Raw genomic sequence first — 19,716 nt, 5'->3', positions numbered from 1 at the left:
ACCTAAAGGGGATAATATCACAATCGGTCTTTTCTTATTAATAAAATAAAGATTATAAAATAGCATTGTAATTCAAACCAATATGCAAATATTATAAGATAGATATGCTTTGTTTATAGTTTGAAAATAGATTTGTTATCAGTTTTTTTAGAAATCTTACAAGCGTGTAAGATAAATGAAAGATGAATCAATATGAGCTATAAGACAATTCGTTTACACTCTATAGTGAGCGGTGGAAATGAAGGGAGAATATAAATGGAAATTTTGCAGGCAAATAGTATTAGTAAAGTATATAAAGGGAAAGTACCTTATAAAGCATTAATAGATATTGATTTATCAATTCAAGAAGGTGAATTTGTAGGAATTATGGGGCCATCTGGGAGTGGGAAAACAACGTTATTAAATATGGTATCTACTATTGATTCTCCATCATCGGGAGAAATTTTTATTAATGGCACAAATCCTTTCCAATTATCATCAGAAGATTTAGCGTTATTCCGCAGGAAACGATTAGGATTTGTATTTCAATCATTTAATCTTCTTAGCACACTTACTGTAAAAGAAAACATCGTATTGCCGATGACTTTAGATGGTGTTTCTGTTCAAGAAATGAACAAACGAGTGGAAGAGATTGCAGAGAAGTTAAATATTACAGATATATTGAGTAAAAGAACGTTTGAAATATCAGGGGGACAAGCTCAAAGAACAGCAATCGCTCGTGCGATTGTTCATAAGCCGCAATTATTACTTGCAGATGAACCGACAGGGAACTTGGATTCTAAATCTTCAAATGATGTAATGGAGATGCTTGATACTCTGAATAAAGAAGAAAAAGCGACGATGATGTTAGTTACACACGATCCGTATGCAGCGAGTTTTTGCAGTAGAGTTATATTTATTAAAGATGGTCAACTGTATAACGAAATTTATTGCGGTGAAAGTAGACAAGCTTTTTATCAAAAGATTATGGATGTCCTTTCTTTGTTAGGAGGGAAAAGGCATGACTTTTCGTCAGTTCGCATTTAATAATATTTTTCGCAATAAGCGTACATATGCAGGTCATTTTTTAAGTAGTGCATTTTCTATTATGATTTTCTTTACGTATGCTCTTTTATTATTTCATCCTGATTTACAAGGTGAGTTGAAATCGACAAGTGCAACAATAAGTGCATACGGTACATTGGGATTTTCAGTTTCGCAAGGATTGATTTTTGTATTTTCATTTTTCTTCATTTTATATTCAGTTAGTTCATTTTTAAAAACGCGTAAGAAAGAATTTGGCATTTTAATGATGCAAGGTATGTCAATGAAACAGCTTAAGAAATTATTATTAATTGAAAATATGTTGATTGGACTTGGTTCAATTTGTATAGGGATTTTCATTGGACTCATATTTTCTAAACTAGTCTTATTGATAAGTGCAAGTGTATTAATGATTAATAATGGTTTACCTTTTTATATACCAGTGCAGGCTGTATTATTAACAGTTATCACATTTCTTTTCTTGTTTTTAATTGTTTCATTATTTACATTTAAAATGATAAAAGTAACGGAACTTGTGGAACTTATTCGAGCAGAGGAAAAGCCAAAACCTGAACCGAAATCTTCAGTTTTATTATCGCTAGTTTCTTTAATTAGTATAGGGTATGGATATTTTTCAGTATTTCGCTTCATACCAAGTACCAATTTTATTACGCTTGGAATAGGAGTGCTCCTAGTAATGATAGGAACGTACTTTTTATATACACAGTGTAGCGTTTATATATTGCACCTTGCTAAAAGGAGAGAATCTTTCTTTTTAAAGAAAACAAATATATTAACATTTTCTGAATTAATTTACCGTATGAAAGATAATGCAACGATGTTTTTTATAGTATCTATTGTTTCAGCAGTTGCATTTACAGCAATTGGTACAACAGCCGCAATTGGAAATAGGGATTTGGTAAGGATGACAAATCCGTATACATTTTTGTATGGAAGTTTTGAAAATGACAAAGTATTGAATAAAAATCTTTCTATTATAAAAAAACACCTTTCTGATGCTAATATTCCGTATCGAATGGCTTCATCTTCATATATATACACAGAAAATGGCGTAAATGTAATGAAGTTAAGTGAATATAACGATCTTGCTAAAGCACTAGGCTATCAACAAGAAACAATTGAAAAAGAAGATGAAATTTTATTAATTCCTGGAGTCGTATCACAAAAACAAGAATTTAAAAATGGCGAGTATAAAAAGAATATAGAAGTCATTCAAGGTGATTGGGCAAAGACATTTTATGTGAAAAAAGCTGTAGAAAATTTAGTTTTACCACATGATTCTAGAACAATTTATATCGCTGTTCAAGATCAGGTATATGATGGAATACCTCTTACTAGTGACCCAGTTAATAAAGAAATTCCATATCGTACTTACGGATTTGTTATAGACGCTTGGATGAAAACGAAGGGGATTTCAAATGAATTAATTAGTACATTTGAAAAAGATACTAGAGTAGGTAATTTTCAATTTCGAGCTTTAACTATAGATTTATTAAGTGCGAAGCAAACGAATGGGTTATTACTTATGGCAAGTGTTTTAGTCGGAATCGTCTTCTTTACATTCGCCGCTAGTTTTATTTATTTCAGATTATATACAGATTTGGATCGCGATCAACAGCAATATAAAATGATTTCGAAAATGGGATTAAGTAAAGGTGAGTTGAAAAAAGTTGTAACGAGGCAGTTATTATTAATGTTTTTCTTACCGATTGTCGTTGCAGTGATTCATACTATAGTCGCTTATATGGCATTACAGCAATTAGTCGATTTTTCTATCATAAATAGCTCTATCGTCATTTTAATTTCATTTATATGTATACAAGTTTTATATTATTTTATAACCCGTTGGCGATACCTGCAAAAGCTTTATAAGGTTATGGAGCAATAGAATTTATTAGCTTGTAAGACTACACTAAAGTATGTGGAAAAATGAACTGTATGATGAAAGGAAACGAGATGAAAAGAACTTTAACTATTTTTATGTTAACGATACTACTATTAATAAGTTTTAGTGCATGTTCTAAAAAGGAGAATCCATTTCCTGCAAACGGTTTAATAATCATTGGGGATGAAAATAAAACTTTATCAATTATTAGTCGTTATCAAGAAATTACGAAAGAAAACGAAATATTTTCTGTAAAAAAAAGTAAATCTGGGAATGGACAGGTATTAATTTTGAACGAATCCACAGCACAAGCGATGATTAAAGCAAATATTTTTCGTAAACGAGATAATGGATCCGAGTTAAAACTAATAGATAAGTTACCAAAATTCCCAAAAGAAGGCTCGCTGTTGTTTACACATGAAGATGAAAAGAGTATGAAAAGTATTGAATTAGAAGGAAAAGAGATTCCTGTTTCATACGATAGTGACGCTTGGATAGGTAACACTCGTAAATATCCAACGCAATGGTATGTGATTGTAGCAAAAGATAGTGTGTATAAAGAAATAAAAGCAAATGAAACGAAAATGCAACTTCTCCATCTGAAAAAGTCTTTAGGTGATGAAAACCCTAAAATGTCGACAGATAATACAATGGTTAATGAAAATGTCAAAGTAAAAAAGCTAATTAAAGGTTTGGAAGGAAAAGTATCTTTTCAATTTGTAACGATTGGAGAAAAATCTTAAAAAGAGTTCGAGGTTGATAGAAACTTTATCAATCTCGAACTCTTTTTCGGTTATTGGCCATTCATATAACATCTATTACATTACTTCATTTAATCGAGTCTCGTTTGTTTCCTCAATCACATTGGGACTTTGAACCGAATTGTTTTGGGCTTCTTTTTCTTTACGAGCCTTTTGTAGCATTTCAAGAATGATCCATAAAGGAACGCCTTTATCCTTTAACATTTTCCATAAATCTAATTCGTTAAATTTATGCTCAGGCTGTTTCATTTCTTTTTCAGATGAACGAATATCGAACTTGATAGGATCATTTGCTTTCTTACCTTCAAGTTTAGTAGAAGAGATAGTATTACGCTCAAGATTAGATGGAGTTATTGTAGTAGGTTGAGATAATGTATGAATGTTTGATCCGATTTGCATGTTTTATCCTCCTTTTCAAGCAATGAGATTAGTTTTCTTATGGTTTTTAAATCTATTTAACATGAGGAAACTATATCTAATTATAAATTCAAATAAACAGATTTACAAGTTGTATTGTAAAAAGTAAATGCTTACTTGAACTAATATTTATCAACATTTGTGTATGTTTTCAATATATACAAGGAATATAAAATATTTTACATTATGTTTAAGTTATTAAAACATGCTGTAAATTTTTCAAAAGAAAAATGTAAACGTTTTATTAGGGGGAGAAAGTATGGGGAAGTTATTTTTAAAAATATGTTTTTTTGCATTAGTGACTGTATGTTCATTCGCAATGAAAACAACATACGCTGAAGAGAAACAACAAAACAATTATCCTATCATACTAGTGAATGGATTTGCCGGATGGGGTAGAGAAGAAATGCTTGGCGTAAAATATTGGGGCGGTGTTCATGATATACAAGAAGATTTAAAGAGAAATGGTTATACTGTACATACCGCAGCCGTTGGACCTGTTTCTAGTAACTGGGACCGTGCATGTGAATTGTATGCCCAAATTAACGGTGGAACAGTAGACTATGGTGCCGCACACGCTGAGAAACATGCACATAATCGTTTTGGCAGAACTTATAGTGGTTTTGCGCCGAATTGGAGTGAAACAAATAAAGTTCACTTAGTTGGGCATAGCATGGGTGGACAAACGATTAGAACATTGGTACAGCTATTAAAAGAAGGCAGTTTTGAAGAAAAGAATTATGTGAAAAATCACCCGAATACCAAAATATCACAACTATTTGAGGGCGAGAAATCATATGTTCATAGTGTTACAACATTAGCAACCCCTCACAACGGTACAACACTTGCGGATGGTAGTCTTTTGCTGCCATTCGTTAAAGATTTACTCATTACAGCTGCAAGTTTTGGAGGAAACGATAATTTATTGTTATATGATTTCAAATTGGATCAATGGGGTATAAAGAAAACTGCTGGAGAGTCTTTTTTACAATATAGTAATCGCATTCTAAATAGTTCACTTTGGAAAAATACAAAAGATATAAGTCAATGGGATTTAAGTACAGATGGTGCAAAGGAGTTAAATAATTGGGTAAAGACGCAACAGGATGTGTATTACTTATCCTATAGTGGACATGCATCACAAGCAGCACCTATAACAGGTTTACATTTACCTCATATAACGATGAATAAAGTGTTAATGGGGAATGCATTTTTCTTAGGTTCTTATGCGAGATATGAAGAAAACCGTCCATTAATTGATACTTCTTGGTGGCAAAATGATGGTGTAGTAAATACAAATTCAATGATTGCACCATCTTCTACTGCTGCAGTAAATAATAATGAGTCATTACAGGTTGGAAAATGGAATCATATTGAAACGAAAGCAAATTGGGACCATCTCGACATGGTAGGATTAAGTGTTTCAGACACGTTAGGTTTTTCTAATATTCAAGAGTTTTATAGAACAATTGCTGAAAAGCTATCACGTTTACCGAAATAAGTAATAATAAAGCGCTCTCGATGGAATTCGAGAGCGCTTTATATTATATTGAAAGTGGGATTTGGTAGAAAAATATGGGGGGATATCATGAAAATTCAAATTGTATTATCAGGATACGGGACAGTAGGAAGAGAATTTATAAAATTATTAAACGAAAAATATTCATATATATATGAAACATATGGGATTCAATTAGTTGTAAGTGGCGTAATAGGAAGGAATATCGCAATACATAATGAGGGTGGCTTGTCTATTCACGATTTATTGATATATGGTAGCGGTACTGCTGCAATTGAAAAATATTTGGACCATTATCCGAAGGAACGTGCAATAAATGGGATAAGTGGCACTGTATTGGTAGAATCAACTGTTACAAACCTTAAAGATGGAAATCCAGGGAAAAAATATATAAAACAAGCGATTGAGAAACATATGGATATTGTAGCAATTTCAAAAGGTGCGCTTGTTACAAATTGGAGAGAAATAAATGACGCAGCAAGAACTGCAAATGTACGAATTCGATACAGTGGTGCAACTGCTGCGGCACTACCGACATTAGATATCGGACAATTTAGTTTAGCTGGTTGCAGTATTGAAAAAATAGAAGGAATATTAAACGGTACAACTAATTATATTCTTACAAAAATGTATGAAGAAGATATGACATTTGAAGAAGCGCTGAAAGAAGCACAACATAAAGGAATTGCTGAGACGAACTCAACATTAGACATAAGTGGTTCAGATAGTGCATGTAAATTGTTACTTTTGACAAACAGTTTAATGGAAACAGAGAATACGTTTACAGATATACATATAAAAGGAATCGAGCAGGTTACAAAACAACAAATTCGAAATGCTAAGGAACAAAATAAATGTATTAAATTAATTGCATCAGTATATAAAGATGAGGATGGCAATGTGAATTTACATGTTGAACCGTCCGAAATAGATAAAAATCATCCGTTAGCAAAAGTAAATGGGACTGAAAAAGGAATTACGTTCTTTACAGATACGATGGGGCAAGTTACTACAATTGGTGGAGCATCTAATCCGCGAGGCGCTGCAGCGGCAGCTTTAAAAGATGTAATTAACTTGTACCGAAAAGATTTATAAGACCGTACCGCCCTTTATAAAAAATACATATGTCGTGGACCTTTTGAGAATGAAATAAATATGCAAAAATAATTGCAGGGGGTAAGGAATTGTTTAAAGATTTTAAAGTTGTTAAAGATCGTCCCGTTTATATTCAATTGAAAGATTATTTGAAGAAGATGATTATGAAAGGGCATTTACTCGGTGATCAAAAAATCCCATCAACAAGGGAACTGAGTGAATTATTATGTGTGAGTAGAAATACTGTACTCGCTGCTTATGCCGATTTAGAGCAAGAAGGACTCATTTATGCAGTTAAAGGAAAAGGGAATTTTGTTGCGAAGGTGGATATATCTAACACTTCGTCTGTTGAAATAGATTGGAAAAATAAACTTAATACAGTTACCGCATTAGCGGATGAATTAGATTTAATGAAACATGGTGTTCGCTGGGAAAAAGGAATGATTGTTTTTAATAGTATAGCACCGGATGAGAAGCTATTTGATGTTGAAAATTTCAAAAGAGCTTTTCTTACTCGTATGTCCATTGAAGGGGACATCGTATTGAACTACGGATATGCAAAGGGATATAGACCATTAATGAATTACTTACTTCACTACATGGAAATGAAAGGTGTAGACATTTCGAATAAAGATATTCTAATTACAAATGGATTTACAGAAGGATTAGATATTGTACTCTCTTCTTTATCAAAAAAATCCGGTCGTGTCATCTGTGAGAATCCAACTCACCACGCTGCACTAAAGCTGTTCCGCTTACATGGCCTTGAAGTTCATGGAATTGATATGAATGAGGATGGTATTGATACGAATGAAGTTGAAAACAGCTTGCGTGAAAAAGATTTTGATTTTGCTTATTTAATTCCTTCTTATCATAATCCAACCGGCATTGTTACGAGTTCAGAGAAAAGAACGGAATTGATGAGGTTATTTTCAAAATATAAGGTTCCTATTATAGAGGACGGATTTAATGAGGAATTACGCTATTCAGGTTCACATTTAGCTCCCTTATTAACTTTTGCTGGAGCTGGCAATAATGTGATTTATATTAGTAGCTTTTCAAAGGTACTTTTCCCTGGTTTACGTGTAGGTTGGATTATTGCAGATAAAGAGCTGATTCATTATTTAGAAAGTGTAAAAAGAGCAAGAACAATCCACACATCTACGTTAGATCAAGCTGTTCTGTTTCAATATTTACATGAGGGATATTTTGAAAAATATTTAAAAAAGGCAAGATCTGTTTATAAGAAAAAATATGAGTTAGCTGTCGGGGCATGTAACCAGTACATTCCTTTCAAAAGAATGACTGGAGATGGAGGACTTCATTTATTTATAGAGCTAGAAGAGCATATGAATGCTCGCACACTTTTACAAAAGTGTTATGAGAAAGGCGTTACGTTTTCACCTGGAGATGTTTTTTACTCTGGTGAAGAAGGAGCGAATACTTTCCGATTAGGATTTTCACGTTTGAAAGAGGAAGAAATAGTTCGGGGAATTAAAATAATTGGTGATACATTAAAAAATGAAATTTGGAGTTGAGAAAATGAAAATCGGTGTTATTATGGGCGGGGTATCGTCTGAAAAACAAGTTTCAATTATGACGGGGAATGAAATGATTGCCCATTTAGATAAAAATAAGTATGAAATAGTTCCAATTACATTAAATGAAAAAATGGATTTAATTGAAAAAGCGAAAGATATTGACTTTGCGCTGCTCGCATTACATGGAAAATACGGAGAAGATGGGACAGTTCAAGGAACACTAGAGAGTTTAGGGATTCCTTATAGCGGAAGCAATATGTTATCGAGCAGTATATGTATGGACAAAAATATTTCGAAAAAGATTTTACGTTATGAAGGTGTAGAAACACCAGATTGGATTGAACTTACAAAAATGGAGGACCTAAAGCTTGATGAGTTAGATAAGTTAGGATTTCCATTAGTGGTAAAACCAAACTCTGGCGGATCGAGTGTCGGAGTGAAAATCGTCTACAATAAAACGGAATTGATCTCAATGCTAGAAACTGTATTTGAATGGGATTCTGAAGTAGTAATTGAGAAGTATATAAAAGGTGACGAAATTACATGTTCAATTTTGGATGGAAAACAGTTACCTATAGTCTCAATTCGACATGCAGCTGAGTTCTTTGACTACAATGCAAAATATGATGATACTAGTACAGTTGAGGAAGTTATCGAACTTCCAGCAGAAATTAATGAACGTGTGAATAAAGCATCACTGGCTTGTTATAAAGCATTAAAATGTAGTGTTTATGCTAGAGTTGATATGATGGTGAAGGACGGAATTCCATATGTAATGGAAATTAATACATTACCAGGGATGACACAATCAAGTTTATTGCCAAAAAGTGCAGAAGCAGCGGGAATTAGTTATAGTAAACTATTAGATATGATTATTGAAACATCATTAAAAGTGAGAAAAGAAGAAGGTTTTTAAGATAGTTATATAACGAATTCTTTTGACAGTTTCACGAAGTATGCTATGATGAATACATCATAAAAACAAAATATTTATCCACTAGGGGGGCCTTTCATAGGCTGAGATCAAAAGGGATTTTGAGACTCTTAGTACCTGATCTGGTTAATGCCAGCGTAGGGAAGTGGGAAAGACGTTGCTATTTAACGAATAAATACTGTCAATTTCACTTTCTTTACGCCTGTAAAGAAAGTTTTTTTATTTTACGGCTTTAATAATTGTGGATAAATACTTATATTTTATACATTATTGGAGGGATTCAAATGACTTTTTCACAATCATTACGTAAAGAAGTAGATTTAATTTGGGAAGCGAGTTTTAACCATCCTTTTGTAAAAAAACTTGGCGAAGGAACTTTAGATTTAGCGAGTTTTCGCTATTATGTGCTTCAAGATTCATATTATTTGAGTCATTTTGCTAGAGTACAAACTTTAGGAGCTGCAAAAGCTCTTGAATTAGAAACGACAGCTCGTATGGCACATCATGCTCAAAATACATATGAGGCAGAATTATCTTTACATGAGAATTTTGCCAAAAAATTAGGAATAACAAAAGAAGAAAAAGATAATTTTATTCCTGCGCCAACTGCATATGCGTATACTTCACATATGTATCGTGCTGCGTATGAAGGACATTTAGGAGATATCATTGCAGCAATTTTACCTTGCTATTGGTTGTATTACGAAATTGGGGAACGTTTAAAAGAATGTCAGCCAGAAGAGCCAATTTATAACGAATGGATTTCTGCTTATGGATCAGATTGGTTCCGTACGCTAGTTGAAGAGCAAATTACACGTTTAGATACTATTGCTGAAAAAGTAACAGAGGCAGACCGCAAGCGTATGAAACAACATTTTATTATTAGTAGTCAATATGAATATTCATTTTGGGAAATGGCTTATACATTAGAAAAGTGGCCAGTGGATACAGACGTAAAAGATGTAATTGGATAAAGAATAGATGGAATGATATAGATAGGTATGAATCATACCTATCTATATATTTTGTCTTGTCATATTTGCGTAAAGTCGATAGTGATGCGGATATGGCATATTGATTAATTAGCTAATTTAATTGTCTACGCATTAACTGTATAAATTTCTGCCACATTTATTTTACAATCAAAGAACGTAAAGATTGGTCGTATGAAGTTAAATAAGAAAAGAAACCAGCTCTGTTAAATATAACGGAGTTACTATTTCTTTACGGGAATTTCTAAATCATCATGGAATGCTGTTCATACAATATGCAAATATGCATATTGTATCTTTTTGATTTCTTTATGTGATAAAATCAAATATAGGGATATGGAAATATAAAGAAGCAAAAGCAGGAATATCCAATGAATTTTGAGAGGTGTTACATGTTTACAAATAAGAAATTAATTCGATTTGGTCTATCGTTGTTTGTATTTTTAGGGATAATTAATTTTACGATCAGTTATTTTCAAACATATCTTGAAACAGCAGCAGATATTAAATGGGTAATTCCAGAAATTTGGAAAACTATTTTGGTAGATGTTCCTCAAGGTATACTTGTTCTTTTAGGCGCAATTGCTTTATATGATTTCACAAAAGAGGCATCACAAAAAGACGCATCAATCTAAGTGCGTCTTTTTTCAATTTTCTTCAATTAGCAATTTCATGGAGAGCTTTGCTAGAGAAATAGAATAAAAAGCCCTGGATAGGGCTTTTTTCTTTGTAAGAATTTCATAATTGTCATTGTTGAAGCCTGTCACTAGGAGGAGATGTTTTGACGCTACGACGGGAGAGTGTGTTTAGAAAAGGCTAGGAATATCCGATGGCGAGCTCAGAAAGTATATGGCATCATGGTTATTGAGAAATTAATTGAACTTAGTAAGCATGAAGGTATGACGATAGAATTCATATTGTATAATTTCTATTTATAAAAATGAGCCCACAGTAAAAATAGGTATATGAACAAGGTGCATCATCTAGTGATAAGTCATACTTTGTTGGTGTACGTATTGAACTTAGTTTATAGCGCTATTTCTACTTAGATGTAACGAACAGAAATATGTGAAAGCATCGATGAGGTTGTATTTTATAAACGGAGGTCATGAAAATGAATCAGTTTCAGCAAGAACTACAAGCGTTAAGTCTTAATGATTATCGGTCTGGAAATATTATGTATTGGGACCAGCAAAACCAATATCCATATTACTATATTGAAGATGCTGCTCGTCGCTGTGGCGGTTGTGGTCGTTGTGGCGGTTGTGGTGGAGGTCGTTGTGGCGGATTCCGTTGTGGTGGATTCCGTTGTATTGGTTGCTTCGGTTGTTTTGGTTGTGGAGGTTGCGGAGGTTGTGGCGGCTGTGGTAGTTGCTCTAATTGTTTTGATGGTTTTAGTGGTACTACTGATACTACGGGTACAATTGTAACTTATGAATATTGATTACATTTATCCCGCTATTTACGGGGCAGTAAGACTCCCCTCAAAATCCAGCGAGAACAAAGAAGTTAGGTGGGGAGCAGGTTGCCCGTAAAAGCCCGATTGGTGAGGGCTAATAATCAGTGGGGGATGAAGAAAACCCCCACTGATTAAAGTTTCACTTTATCAATTAAAAAACATTAGTTTTATACATGTACATGCCGACAAAGAATATAGCTATTGCTGATGGATATATTCAATCATTCAAGGGAAAGAGTAACGATAAGATATATAGGTGTAAATCAGGATGCATGGATAAAGCAATGACTAGGTTTAAAATCTAATCATTGCTTTTTTTTATGGTATTACTATTAAATATCTGTCTAGTTTAGCGATTGATTTTTTCTAGTTAGTGAATTTATTACAACTGTGTAAGGTTAATGTAATATTAATCGATAGTAAATTAAGACGCTTGAGTGTATTTTTAATAGGATTAAAAAAGTGCTGTTTATCTATAAAATATTGGGTAAATAATATGTAATTAGGAAGTGTATTAATATGGTTGAACTTAAATCTATTATCCATTCGTACAAACTAAAGAGAAAAATAGCTAAAGATTTATACGGAAAAAGAGATGAATTGACACTGTTATTAAATGAATTTAATAACATGAAATGTACAGTAACATCTGAAAAAAAGAAAAATAATATATTATCTCGTTTACAATTAATGTATCAAAACATGAAATTAGATAAGCAGTATCCTCTATCGGCTGCTTTTGATAGTAGATTATTGGACCGATTAGAAAAAGAATCTGTACATACTATTGAAGAGGGTGTAACATGTCTACATTTCATGTTAGATATGAATTATGAGAAAATAAAACAATATGGATCGAGTACAAGTAGGTCATTTGTTCCATTATCGCAGTCTTCTATTTGTCTTGCTGATTGTATTTGTTTAACAGGATTTGTAGTAGGTTTACTAGGAGCCATTTCATTTGGCGGATTACTGTTATCTATATGTTCAATTACATAAAGGTTGATATTCGTAAAAAGAGCACCGACTTAAGGTGTTCTTTTTTAGTTTTTTTGTAAAGTTATTGTAAATGATAAGTACAATATATCACTTATATTATATAATTCAAATGTATTAAAACAATAATATAAGGGGGGTGCTGTATGTGATCATTACTTTTAATTTTTAAAAGAATCATTTTAATAATTTTTTATTTAGATAAATAGTTTTTACTTTTCTTTTAAATACTTGGTTTAAATTGATTAGATTAAGTAACTATTGTTCTAGTTTTTTGATAATCAAGACGACTGAAGAAAGGAAGGGATCATTGTATGAAAAAATTAAGATTGTTAACATTTGAAAATATAGTCGAGCCCCTTTTAAATGAAAGTGTATCATTTATATATTTTCCTATTGAATGGCTGGATATTGTAGAGATACATTATAAGACGTTTTTATTAACGAGTAAGTTGAAACGTTTGAATGAAAGATTGTATGATATGTTTTCAGATATATTGTTTATTCAGCATAATCCGTACATATTAAATGAAAATACACCATGGATTGTATCAAAAGAACCTATTAGACAAGAGCAGCTCGATTATATTTTTCAAAGTTGGTATGAGATTATTCATGATTGGAAACCAAATCAATTAGTAGAGCCACCAAAATATGAATGGCAATCCGATTTGATTTCTAATTTGTCAGTACTACATGATAATAAAACGTATTCTAAGTGGGTGCCCCCTTTAATCTCACATATTTTTTGTGAGCGGCCTATATATTTAGAAAATACACATGAAGAAATTTATTTTTCTCCTCTTAGATCACAAAATATTTGTGAGGCGATGTCAGAGCCGATAAAAGATGAAAAAACACAAGATTTTTTCGCCTATGTATATCGATTTGAATGCATAACCCGTGGTGGTGAGAACGCTCCATTATTAAATATTTCAATAGGAATTCGGAGATTCTATCAAGAATATAACCATCCAGATATTCCTTTACTTTTGAGACGAAAACGAGGCATGATATTGATTTCTACCCCAGAGTTTGCATCAAATAATAAAAAAATTCGGTTTATAAAACTAAAAATCCAACAAGCTATAACCGGCATGAAATGGATTAAGATATTTAGAAATTTAAAAGATGATTTTCATTTAGGTGGAGAGGTGGATTTAGACCATATTCTCCAATGTCCGAAAGATTATATTGTAGGGACAAATATAAGGGTGCTATTTCCATACAATGAGAGAATATATAAAGTTCAAGGTACTAAAATAGAAGCGGGTATAAAAGTAAAGGAAAGAGAGTATTTATTTAAAGAATTTCAACGCAAATTCTCTTATTTCACAATACTTCCAGAATGTAAAAAGGTAGCAACAAATAATGAAAATGAATTATTTCCTTTATTTGCACCAAAAGGATTAGAGACATTAACATTAGAAGTGTGGTCTGAAAATATATCACTGGAAATAGAACAAGCATTACTTGATAGCGAAATTGTTTTGGCTAAAATTGGTGAAACATCTTATGTATTGAATACAGATTTTCCAGTGTTATTAAAGATTGTGAGATACAATATTGAAAAGGTGTTACAAAATCCATATAAAATGCAATATTGTCAAAAATATAAAACAAATCTTGTAGATGATGTAACGAAAGCCGTCTATGCTACTGCGGGTGAGCGCAGTGATGCGACATTAGCATTAATCGCAATGGAAAATTGTGATGGCCGCGAAAAAATTGATCCAAAACAAATCATTAGAGAAGGATTTGCACGAACAAACCGTATTTCAACATTTATTAATTTATTTATAGGCCAAAGTGTATCTCGTAAAACAATTATAAATAGTGTTTTTAGTTTATTAGAACAAAAAGGGTTTTTGAAGCGTAGCTGGAATAAGATAAATTTACCTTGTACATATGTTAATTTATCAATTGAACGAATCTCGAAATTCGATTTCTTGCCTATTTTTTCAAAAATAAAAGGAAAAGAAATTTTATATAAATTATATGGGAATACAGAGTGGCGAACGATTGATTACTTATTATTAAATATAAATAAACATAAGGCATTTTTACCACAACCATCAAAAAGAAATGATATGGGTGCTCTTTTTAAACAATTTATTTTTGAAACATTAATGGAAATTGTACAACCTGCAAAAGAACAAAATGAACAAGTTTACTTCCTTATAGATGCAAATTTGAGAAAGTATTGGATAAAAGAGTTACAAAACAAAGAAATTAATATAGATATTTTACCTGATATGGTTCCAGAGGTATTAAAGATTCCAAACTTAAATATTATTAGAATAAATACAGGTTTTGATGTACCAAGCTACGGTGTAATAGAACGTGATGATGCTCTAGATAGCATTGGCTTATATGCAGATCAAAAAGGGATGTATTATAGCACTGGTGAATATTCACTTAATTGTAGTGAAATTTTCCAGCGATATATACTTGAAATTCTACCATTAGGGGTAAAACCTGTAGAAAGGGATTATATCGCTAAAATGATACATTACATGTGCTGTAATTCTAGTATGCTTTCGAAAAAGAATGCACACATAACATATTCCGTGCATATGGAAAAAGTAATAAAGAGTTATATTACTGACATAGATGCAAGAGAGTTTAAAGAATTTGATGATGAATTGGATGTAGATATAGTAAAAATAGAAAAAAAAGATTCAATTATTCTACTTTAAATACGAGTAAACAAATCCTGCTCGTTATATCGATCAGGATTTGTCATTTTTTCATGTAAATAAGGATATCCTTTGTCAAGTATCTTTTCGTTTACATATTTACTTTATGTGCATACAGGATTAAGATGTTTTTTAGAAATACAAAAACTACATCATATGGACAAGCGATTTTTATTAATTGAAAAAAATTTGAAAGGAATGGGGAATTGTGAAGAAATTAGATGTGCTCTTAATGCTACTGAGCGGCCTCTTTCCAATTGCAGGAATTACAAAGCAAATCCCTCTAGAACAATCTTTATATATTGGAGGACTTTTATTTTTTACTAGTTTCGGTAGTTATTTTGCTAAAAAGATGTATTCTCGTATATGTAGCTGGATAGCGTATGCACCATTTATAACATTATTGTTAGTTATTTGGCATCAGGATATTTCAATAAGTTCAATCCTGACAAACGCAAAAATTGCTGCATGTGTCGCGTTAATTCCATGTTTATTCCGTTTTCGTACATATGGACTTACTTTGGGCTTATTCTCATTATGGGCCGCTTTACTATGGGATATAAAAGAAGTACAGTCGCTCGTCATACTTGAACGCATGACGAGTTTAATGACAAGCCATTATGTATATATATTACTACTAATTGGAGGACTTATATTAGGAGGATTACTTACGATGTTCATTCATCGCAAAGAGAAAGATAATAATAAAGAAAATATAAATCTACTTGGACAAAAAAAAGAAACGAAAAAGGTTATCATTTAAGATTCGCCTTCCAAGATTACCGAGATTAAAGATGAAATTATTTAAGTTTAGTGGGAAAGAATCTAAACGTAAAATGCCAGGAAAGGTCCATGAGTATAAGTACGAAGAATCAGTTGCAACATATGAAACGACAGAGCAAATAGATCCATACAAAGAAAATGCAGTTAATGTAGTTCAAGGTCAAACAAGAATGGAACGCCGAAAAAATAGGTATAATGCATAATAGAATTCACTTTCCTTAATAATTTATCAAAAAATTATTAAGGTTTTTTTTGTAATTAAATAAAGATTGCTTATAAAGGATTCATAGCATATTTTAAATGTGAGGACTAAAATAAAAATAATGGGAGGACAAAATGTTTATTACATATATCTCTGTTTGTATATTATTTTTAGTTAGCTTTTTACATGTTTATTGGGCTTTCGGAGGTAAGTGGGGTACAAATAGTGTTATTCCTACTAAATTTTGGGAAAAGGCGTTTACACCTCATGCAGGAATGACATTATTCATAGCATTTTTATTAAGTATGGCAGCAATGATTTTATTACAACGAGCAAATGTTGTACATTTTGCAGTTCCTCATATTATTATTCAAGCGGGCTCTTGGATTTGTATGATTGTTTTTTTTATTAGAGTAATTGGTGAGTTTAATTACTTTGGCATCTTTAAACGACAAAAAGATACCCATTTTGCTAGAATGGATACCATTTTATATATTCCACTTTGTGCATTTTTATCTTTTTCTTTCTTATTAGCAATAATTTTGTAAGTAAATAATAGTAGCTGCTTTTCTCAAAATACATGTAAGCGTGAGAAATCTACGAGTAAATAAAAAGGATGTAAGCGCCTACTTATCGAAATATAGATTATTATGAAAGGCGGTGACACTATGAAGTATGTAAAAGTCTGTATGAATGGTGGAAGTGAACACAAATTCTCAATGACTTTAGATCGGTTTGAAGAACTTATTACTACAGAGAATGGGCTATTAGAAAATAAATTAGTCTGCATTGAAAATGTGATGATTAATCCTACTAATATATCTTCTGTAGTTGAAAAAATTGGTGTACCGGCTAAGTTTATGGAAGCTTAAAATCATTAGATAAAAAACATCCATTGGGATGTTTTTTAATTTATACATATCGTAATTGTGAATATTTCAGCAGATTTTTTAGCAATGACTATAATCTATTAAGTATCTGAACATGGTGCCTTAATAGATGCACGAAATAATAAGTACAAGCATATATTATGTAGTAGGACAAGATCTTCGTGTCCTACTTAATGCTCAGAAAAAACCTCTAATCACATTAGAGCATCCAATTGCGGGGTGCTCTTATTTTTTATGAAATATTATCACGATCCTTATTTAATAGTAGGATGCAATAATAAAGGTCTATTTTGAAATAGTGCTTGAAGTAAAAAGGGAAATCCAAATGGTTTCTTTACAATTATAGTTATAGTTTTTTAGCCTTTAATTTTAAATTTATCTTTAACTTTAATAAATATTAAAAATAATATGATAGCAAAAACTAAGTTAGATAAGTAGAAATCTTGATGAAACAGTAGTTCAAAGATGACATCGGAAGTAACTAATAAGGCGACAGCAGGTAATATACAAATAAATATAAATCTCCAATTTTTTAAATAACGTTTAGAATTAGTAAGTACTTTCTCCATTAATATTGCTCCTGTAGTTTTTAATTTTTATATAATTATACATTTAAATAAAAAGATTTACAAAGTGTTTAAATTTTATTTAGCAACTATTGTGATTTCGGAAGAAAGATAGGGGGAAAGCAAAAAATATTATAGGTCTATAGCTTGAGATCAATATAGAGAAAGCTTTTGTTAAAAATTTAGATGGCTGCAGCAATCTGTGTAATAAATGATTTGACTTAAAAAAAACTTTTAAAGAACTATGTTAAAATGATACACTATAATCTAAGTTATTTTAGCAATGAATTGAGGGGTTTACATGATAGATAAAATTAAAAATGCTGTTGAGGATATGTACGAAGATGAGGCCAAAGATTTACTTCAAAGTATTCTCATACAGTTAAACTTATTAGAAGAAAGTTATAGTGAAGGTACAATTAAAAATTTGATGGATATTCCGAAACAAATAACGAGTAATACTACTTATAAAAGGGATGTAAAAGAAAGTACGCACGTACATATTGCTTTTGATGATTCAACAGCTGGTTGCTTAAAATATATGTTAAGTCAAGAAGAACTACATGAAGAGTGTGTTGTTGCTTTTTCTGAATTCTTTTCAATTGGACCGATATATAAGTTGCATACGAATGAGGGGCAACTAGCAAGACAGAAGTGGTTAATAAATAACTTAACTGCTTATGATAGTTATTTTGAAGAAGAATATTTGTTAAGATTTATAGAAGCTTTAGAAGATCTACATTCAATTCCTACTGAAACACCAATTACCATTTGGAAGGCCGATAATGCACATGAACATGTAGGCTTAAATTTTGTAATGGCACAATTTAAGGATAAGAAAAACATTCGAGTTATTAATACGTCTGAAGCAAGTAGAGATATATTAAGACAAGAGTATGATATTCGTGGAACGGGAGAATTATCATCTGAAAGTTTAGCTACTTTGCACAGAACCTTTGTAGATTTACCATATTTAACGACAGAAAGCAGAATAACTCTTGAAAATGAGTGGAATCATTTATCTGATCGAACAGAATTTTTAAGAGTGTGGAAAGAGAATGAAGTTCATTCTGTACATGAGGAATATTTTGATCAATTCATTATTGATTGTGCGAAAAAGGTAGGCGCTGATAAAGAGTTCCTTAAAGCTCCTAGAGTAATTGGTGAAGCACTTGGCCTTGTGGAACAATTAGTTGGAGATACGTTTTTAGAGTATCGCTTGAAAGAGTTAATTAAACGAGAGGTATTTGAATATAAAGGATCCTTAGATCAAATGCGTTTATATAGTGTGAAGCTACGAAAATAATAAATATATTATTTGTGAAAAAGCCCGTATTTTTAAAATAAGGGCTTTTTTTATTGCATTTAGGCTATACATAAGCTTCCTATAGAGGGCATATCACATATGAATGTTAAAGGTAATGAATGAAAAGAAGGTGGTTTGTTAATATGTATAACCAACAAAATTATCCATATGATCAAGCAATGTATTATAATCCACAACAATACAGTTATGAATCTATAAATGAAGTGAGAGATATTGAACAAGAAGATTATAGACCAGATGATGCGGAAGATGCTCCAACGTCACCACCACCGTCACAAGCTCCATCGCTACCATCTACATTTGCTTCTCCAGCACAAGCAGGCAATATGAAATCATGGATGTGTAACTGTCTAGGAAGATGGGGCTATTTACGCTTACATCGTCCTGGTCCTTTTGGAAGAGATTTATGGTTCTTTCCGACTGAAGTGAGAAGAAACGGAGTATCAGGTTACACTTGGCAAGGTGGTCGTCGTCGTAAAGTAAGTTACCGTTATCAACAAATTAGTAATTTTATGTGCTTCGCATAAAGAAAAGTGAGAGAGTGGAAAGATTTCACTCCCTCACTTTTTTATTTTTCAATATACGAAGTAAGATTTTGATTAAAAA

The 19,716-nt window shown here is 31.8% G+C and carries 18 protein-coding genes, 3 pseudogenes and 1 riboswitch; of the genes and pseudogenes, 19 read left to right on the top strand and 2 right to left on the bottom strand.

Annotated features, from left to right (window positions below; translation table 11 throughout):
• Positions 1-255: 255 nt before the first annotated feature.
• The 3 genes from COK05_RS18215 to COK05_RS18205 are packed head-to-tail and all read left to right on the top strand — an operon-like array spanning position 256 to position 3,672.
• A complete protein-coding gene (locus COK05_RS18215) occupies positions 256-1,026 on the top strand; it encodes an ABC transporter ATP-binding protein (RefSeq protein WP_098613707.1) in 771 nt (256 codons plus the stop codon).
• Positions 1,001-2,932: an ABC transporter permease gene (locus tag COK05_RS18210; RefSeq protein ID WP_098613706.1), complete on the top strand. Its 1,932-nt coding sequence runs from the start codon at positions 1,001-1,003 to the stop codon at positions 2,930-2,932. The genes COK05_RS18215 and COK05_RS18210 overlap by 26 nt, the downstream gene beginning before the upstream one ends.
• Positions 2,933-2,985: 53 nt before the next feature.
• Positions 2,986-3,672, top strand: coding sequence for a lipoprotein BA_5634 family protein (locus COK05_RS18205; protein ID WP_255290340.1), 687 nt, complete (start codon positions 2,986-2,988; stop codon positions 3,670-3,672).
• Positions 3,673-3,747: 75 nt separating this feature from the next.
• On the opposite strand, the gene COK05_RS18200 is transcribed toward COK05_RS18205, so the two are convergent.
• Entirely contained in the window at positions 3,748-4,089 is a 342-nt protein-coding gene (locus COK05_RS18200; protein ID WP_098613705.1) for a DUF3914 domain-containing protein, read from the bottom strand.
• 277 nt (positions 4,090-4,366) lie between these two features.
• On the opposite strand from COK05_RS18200, the gene COK05_RS18195 reads away from it, so the two are divergent.
• The 14 genes and pseudogenes from COK05_RS18195 to COK05_RS18140 all read left to right on the top strand — a co-directional run bounded on the left by COK05_RS18195 (position 4,367) and on the right by COK05_RS18140 (position 17,199).
• Complete coding sequence (locus COK05_RS18195) at positions 4,367-5,608, top strand: esterase/lipase family protein (protein WP_098613704.1); 1,242 nt, start codon at positions 4,367-4,369, stop codon at positions 5,606-5,608.
• 87 nt (positions 5,609-5,695) lie between these two features.
• Positions 5,696-6,721 (top strand): homoserine dehydrogenase, encoded by a 1,026-nt coding sequence (locus COK05_RS18190; protein ID WP_098613703.1) that lies wholly within the window; start codon positions 5,696-5,698, stop codon positions 6,719-6,721.
• Positions 6,722-6,810: 89 nt separating this feature from the next.
• On the top strand, positions 6,811-8,259 hold the full coding sequence (pdxR, locus tag COK05_RS18185) for a MocR-like pyridoxine biosynthesis transcription factor PdxR (RefSeq protein ID WP_098613702.1): 1,449 nt from the start codon (positions 6,811-6,813) through the stop codon (positions 8,257-8,259).
• 4 nt (positions 8,260-8,263) lie between these two features.
• A complete protein-coding gene (locus COK05_RS18180) occupies positions 8,264-9,178 on the top strand; it encodes a D-alanine--D-alanine ligase (protein ID WP_098613715.1) in 915 nt (304 codons plus the stop codon).
• Between the two features lie 73 nt (positions 9,179-9,251).
• Positions 9,252-9,357: riboswitch (TPP riboswitch) on the top strand.
• Positions 9,358-9,480: 123 nt separating this feature from the next.
• On the top strand, positions 9,481-10,170 hold the full coding sequence (gene tenA / locus COK05_RS18175; RefSeq protein WP_098613701.1) for a thiaminase II: 690 nt from the start codon (positions 9,481-9,483) through the stop codon (positions 10,168-10,170).
• Positions 10,171-10,559: 389 nt separating this feature from the next.
• A complete protein-coding gene (locus tag COK05_RS18170; RefSeq protein WP_098613700.1) occupies positions 10,560-10,823 on the top strand; it encodes a DUF3937 family protein in 264 nt (87 codons plus the stop codon).
• A gap of 187 nt (positions 10,824-11,010) precedes the next feature.
• Positions 11,011-11,099, top strand: a pseudogene (locus COK05_RS32215) (DUF3967 domain-containing protein); the annotation flags it as partial.
• Between the two features lie 203 nt (positions 11,100-11,302).
• Complete coding sequence (locus COK05_RS18165) at positions 11,303-11,632, top strand: heterocycloanthracin/sonorensin family bacteriocin (RefSeq protein WP_141539152.1); 330 nt, start codon at positions 11,303-11,305, stop codon at positions 11,630-11,632.
• Between the two features lie 170 nt (positions 11,633-11,802).
• Positions 11,803-11,952, top strand: a pseudogene (locus COK05_RS31555) (site-specific integrase); the annotation flags it as partial.
• A gap of 208 nt (positions 11,953-12,160) precedes the next feature.
• A complete protein-coding gene (locus tag COK05_RS18160) occupies positions 12,161-12,646 on the top strand; it encodes a homoserine dehydrogenase (RefSeq protein WP_098613698.1) in 486 nt (161 codons plus the stop codon).
• 311 nt (positions 12,647-12,957) lie between these two features.
• Complete coding sequence (locus COK05_RS18155; protein WP_098613697.1) at positions 12,958-15,342, top strand: RNaseH domain-containing protein; 2,385 nt, start codon at positions 12,958-12,960, stop codon at positions 15,340-15,342.
• A gap of 208 nt (positions 15,343-15,550) precedes the next feature.
• Positions 15,551-16,328 (top strand): annotated as a pseudogene (locus COK05_RS18150) (DUF3959 family protein).
• Between the two features lie 133 nt (positions 16,329-16,461).
• Positions 16,462-16,875: a DUF3995 domain-containing protein gene (locus tag COK05_RS18145; protein ID WP_098613696.1), complete on the top strand. Its 414-nt coding sequence runs from the start codon at positions 16,462-16,464 to the stop codon at positions 16,873-16,875.
• Positions 16,876-16,995: 120 nt separating this feature from the next.
• On the top strand, positions 16,996-17,199 hold the full coding sequence (locus tag COK05_RS18140; protein WP_098613695.1) for a hypothetical protein: 204 nt from the start codon (positions 16,996-16,998) through the stop codon (positions 17,197-17,199).
• 374 nt (positions 17,200-17,573) lie between these two features.
• Here COK05_RS18140 and COK05_RS18135 read toward each other — a convergent pair whose 3' ends face one another.
• A complete protein-coding gene (locus tag COK05_RS18135; protein WP_098613694.1) occupies positions 17,574-17,786 on the bottom strand; it encodes a hypothetical protein in 213 nt (70 codons plus the stop codon).
• A 298-nt stretch (positions 17,787-18,084) separates the two neighbouring features.
• Here COK05_RS18135 and COK05_RS18130 point away from each other — a divergent pair, with 298 nt between their 5' ends.
• Together COK05_RS18130 and COK05_RS18125 are read left to right on the top strand one after the other, a co-directional pair.
• Complete coding sequence (locus tag COK05_RS18130; protein WP_098613693.1) at positions 18,085-19,089, top strand: DUF1835 domain-containing protein; 1,005 nt, start codon at positions 18,085-18,087, stop codon at positions 19,087-19,089.
• A 143-nt stretch (positions 19,090-19,232) separates the two neighbouring features.
• Positions 19,233-19,637 (top strand): hypothetical protein, encoded by a 405-nt coding sequence (locus tag COK05_RS18125; protein WP_098613692.1) that lies wholly within the window; start codon positions 19,233-19,235, stop codon positions 19,635-19,637.
• Positions 19,638-19,716: the final 79 nt, after the last annotated feature.

The sequence above is a fragment of the Bacillus cereus genome (assembly GCF_002567495.1).
Lineage (GTDB): Bacteria > Bacillota > Bacilli > Bacillales > Bacillaceae_G > Bacillus_A > Bacillus_A cereus_AQ.
Note: the sequence above shows the minus strand (reverse complement) of the source record. Positions and strands in the feature narration are given on the sequence as shown.

Coding starts and splice junctions, on each gene's coding strand:
- COK05_RS18215 (WP_098613707.1), top strand. CDS start 256: ATGGAAATTTTGCAGGCAAATAGTATTAGTAAAGTATATAAAGGGAAA.
- COK05_RS18210 (WP_098613706.1), top strand. CDS start 1,001: ATGACTTTTCGTCAGTTCGCATTTAATAATATTTTTCGCAATAAGCGT.
- COK05_RS18205 (WP_255290340.1), top strand. CDS start 2,986: ATGAAAGGAAACGAGATGAAAAGAACTTTAACTATTTTTATGTTAACG.
- COK05_RS18200 (WP_098613705.1), bottom strand. CDS start 4,089: ATGCAAATCGGATCAAACATTCATACATTATCTCAACCTACTACAATA.
- COK05_RS18195 (WP_098613704.1), top strand. CDS start 4,367: ATGGGGAAGTTATTTTTAAAAATATGTTTTTTTGCATTAGTGACTGTA.
- COK05_RS18190 (WP_098613703.1), top strand. CDS start 5,696: ATGAAAATTCAAATTGTATTATCAGGATACGGGACAGTAGGAAGAGAA.
- COK05_RS18180 (WP_098613715.1), top strand. CDS start 8,264: ATGAAAATCGGTGTTATTATGGGCGGGGTATCGTCTGAAAAACAAGTT.
- tenA (WP_098613701.1), top strand. CDS start 9,481: ATGACTTTTTCACAATCATTACGTAAAGAAGTAGATTTAATTTGGGAA.
- COK05_RS18170 (WP_098613700.1), top strand. CDS start 10,560: ATGAATTTTGAGAGGTGTTACATGTTTACAAATAAGAAATTAATTCGA.
- COK05_RS18165 (WP_141539152.1), top strand. CDS start 11,303: ATGAATCAGTTTCAGCAAGAACTACAAGCGTTAAGTCTTAATGATTAT.
- COK05_RS18155 (WP_098613697.1), top strand. CDS start 12,958: ATGAAAAAATTAAGATTGTTAACATTTGAAAATATAGTCGAGCCCCTT.
- COK05_RS18145 (WP_098613696.1), top strand. CDS start 16,462: ATGTTTATTACATATATCTCTGTTTGTATATTATTTTTAGTTAGCTTT.
- COK05_RS18140 (WP_098613695.1), top strand. CDS start 16,996: ATGAAGTATGTAAAAGTCTGTATGAATGGTGGAAGTGAACACAAATTC.
- COK05_RS18135 (WP_098613694.1), bottom strand. CDS start 17,786: ATGGAGAAAGTACTTACTAATTCTAAACGTTATTTAAAAAATTGGAGA.
- COK05_RS18130 (WP_098613693.1), top strand. CDS start 18,085: ATGATAGATAAAATTAAAAATGCTGTTGAGGATATGTACGAAGATGAG.
- COK05_RS18125 (WP_098613692.1), top strand. CDS start 19,233: ATGTATAACCAACAAAATTATCCATATGATCAAGCAATGTATTATAAT.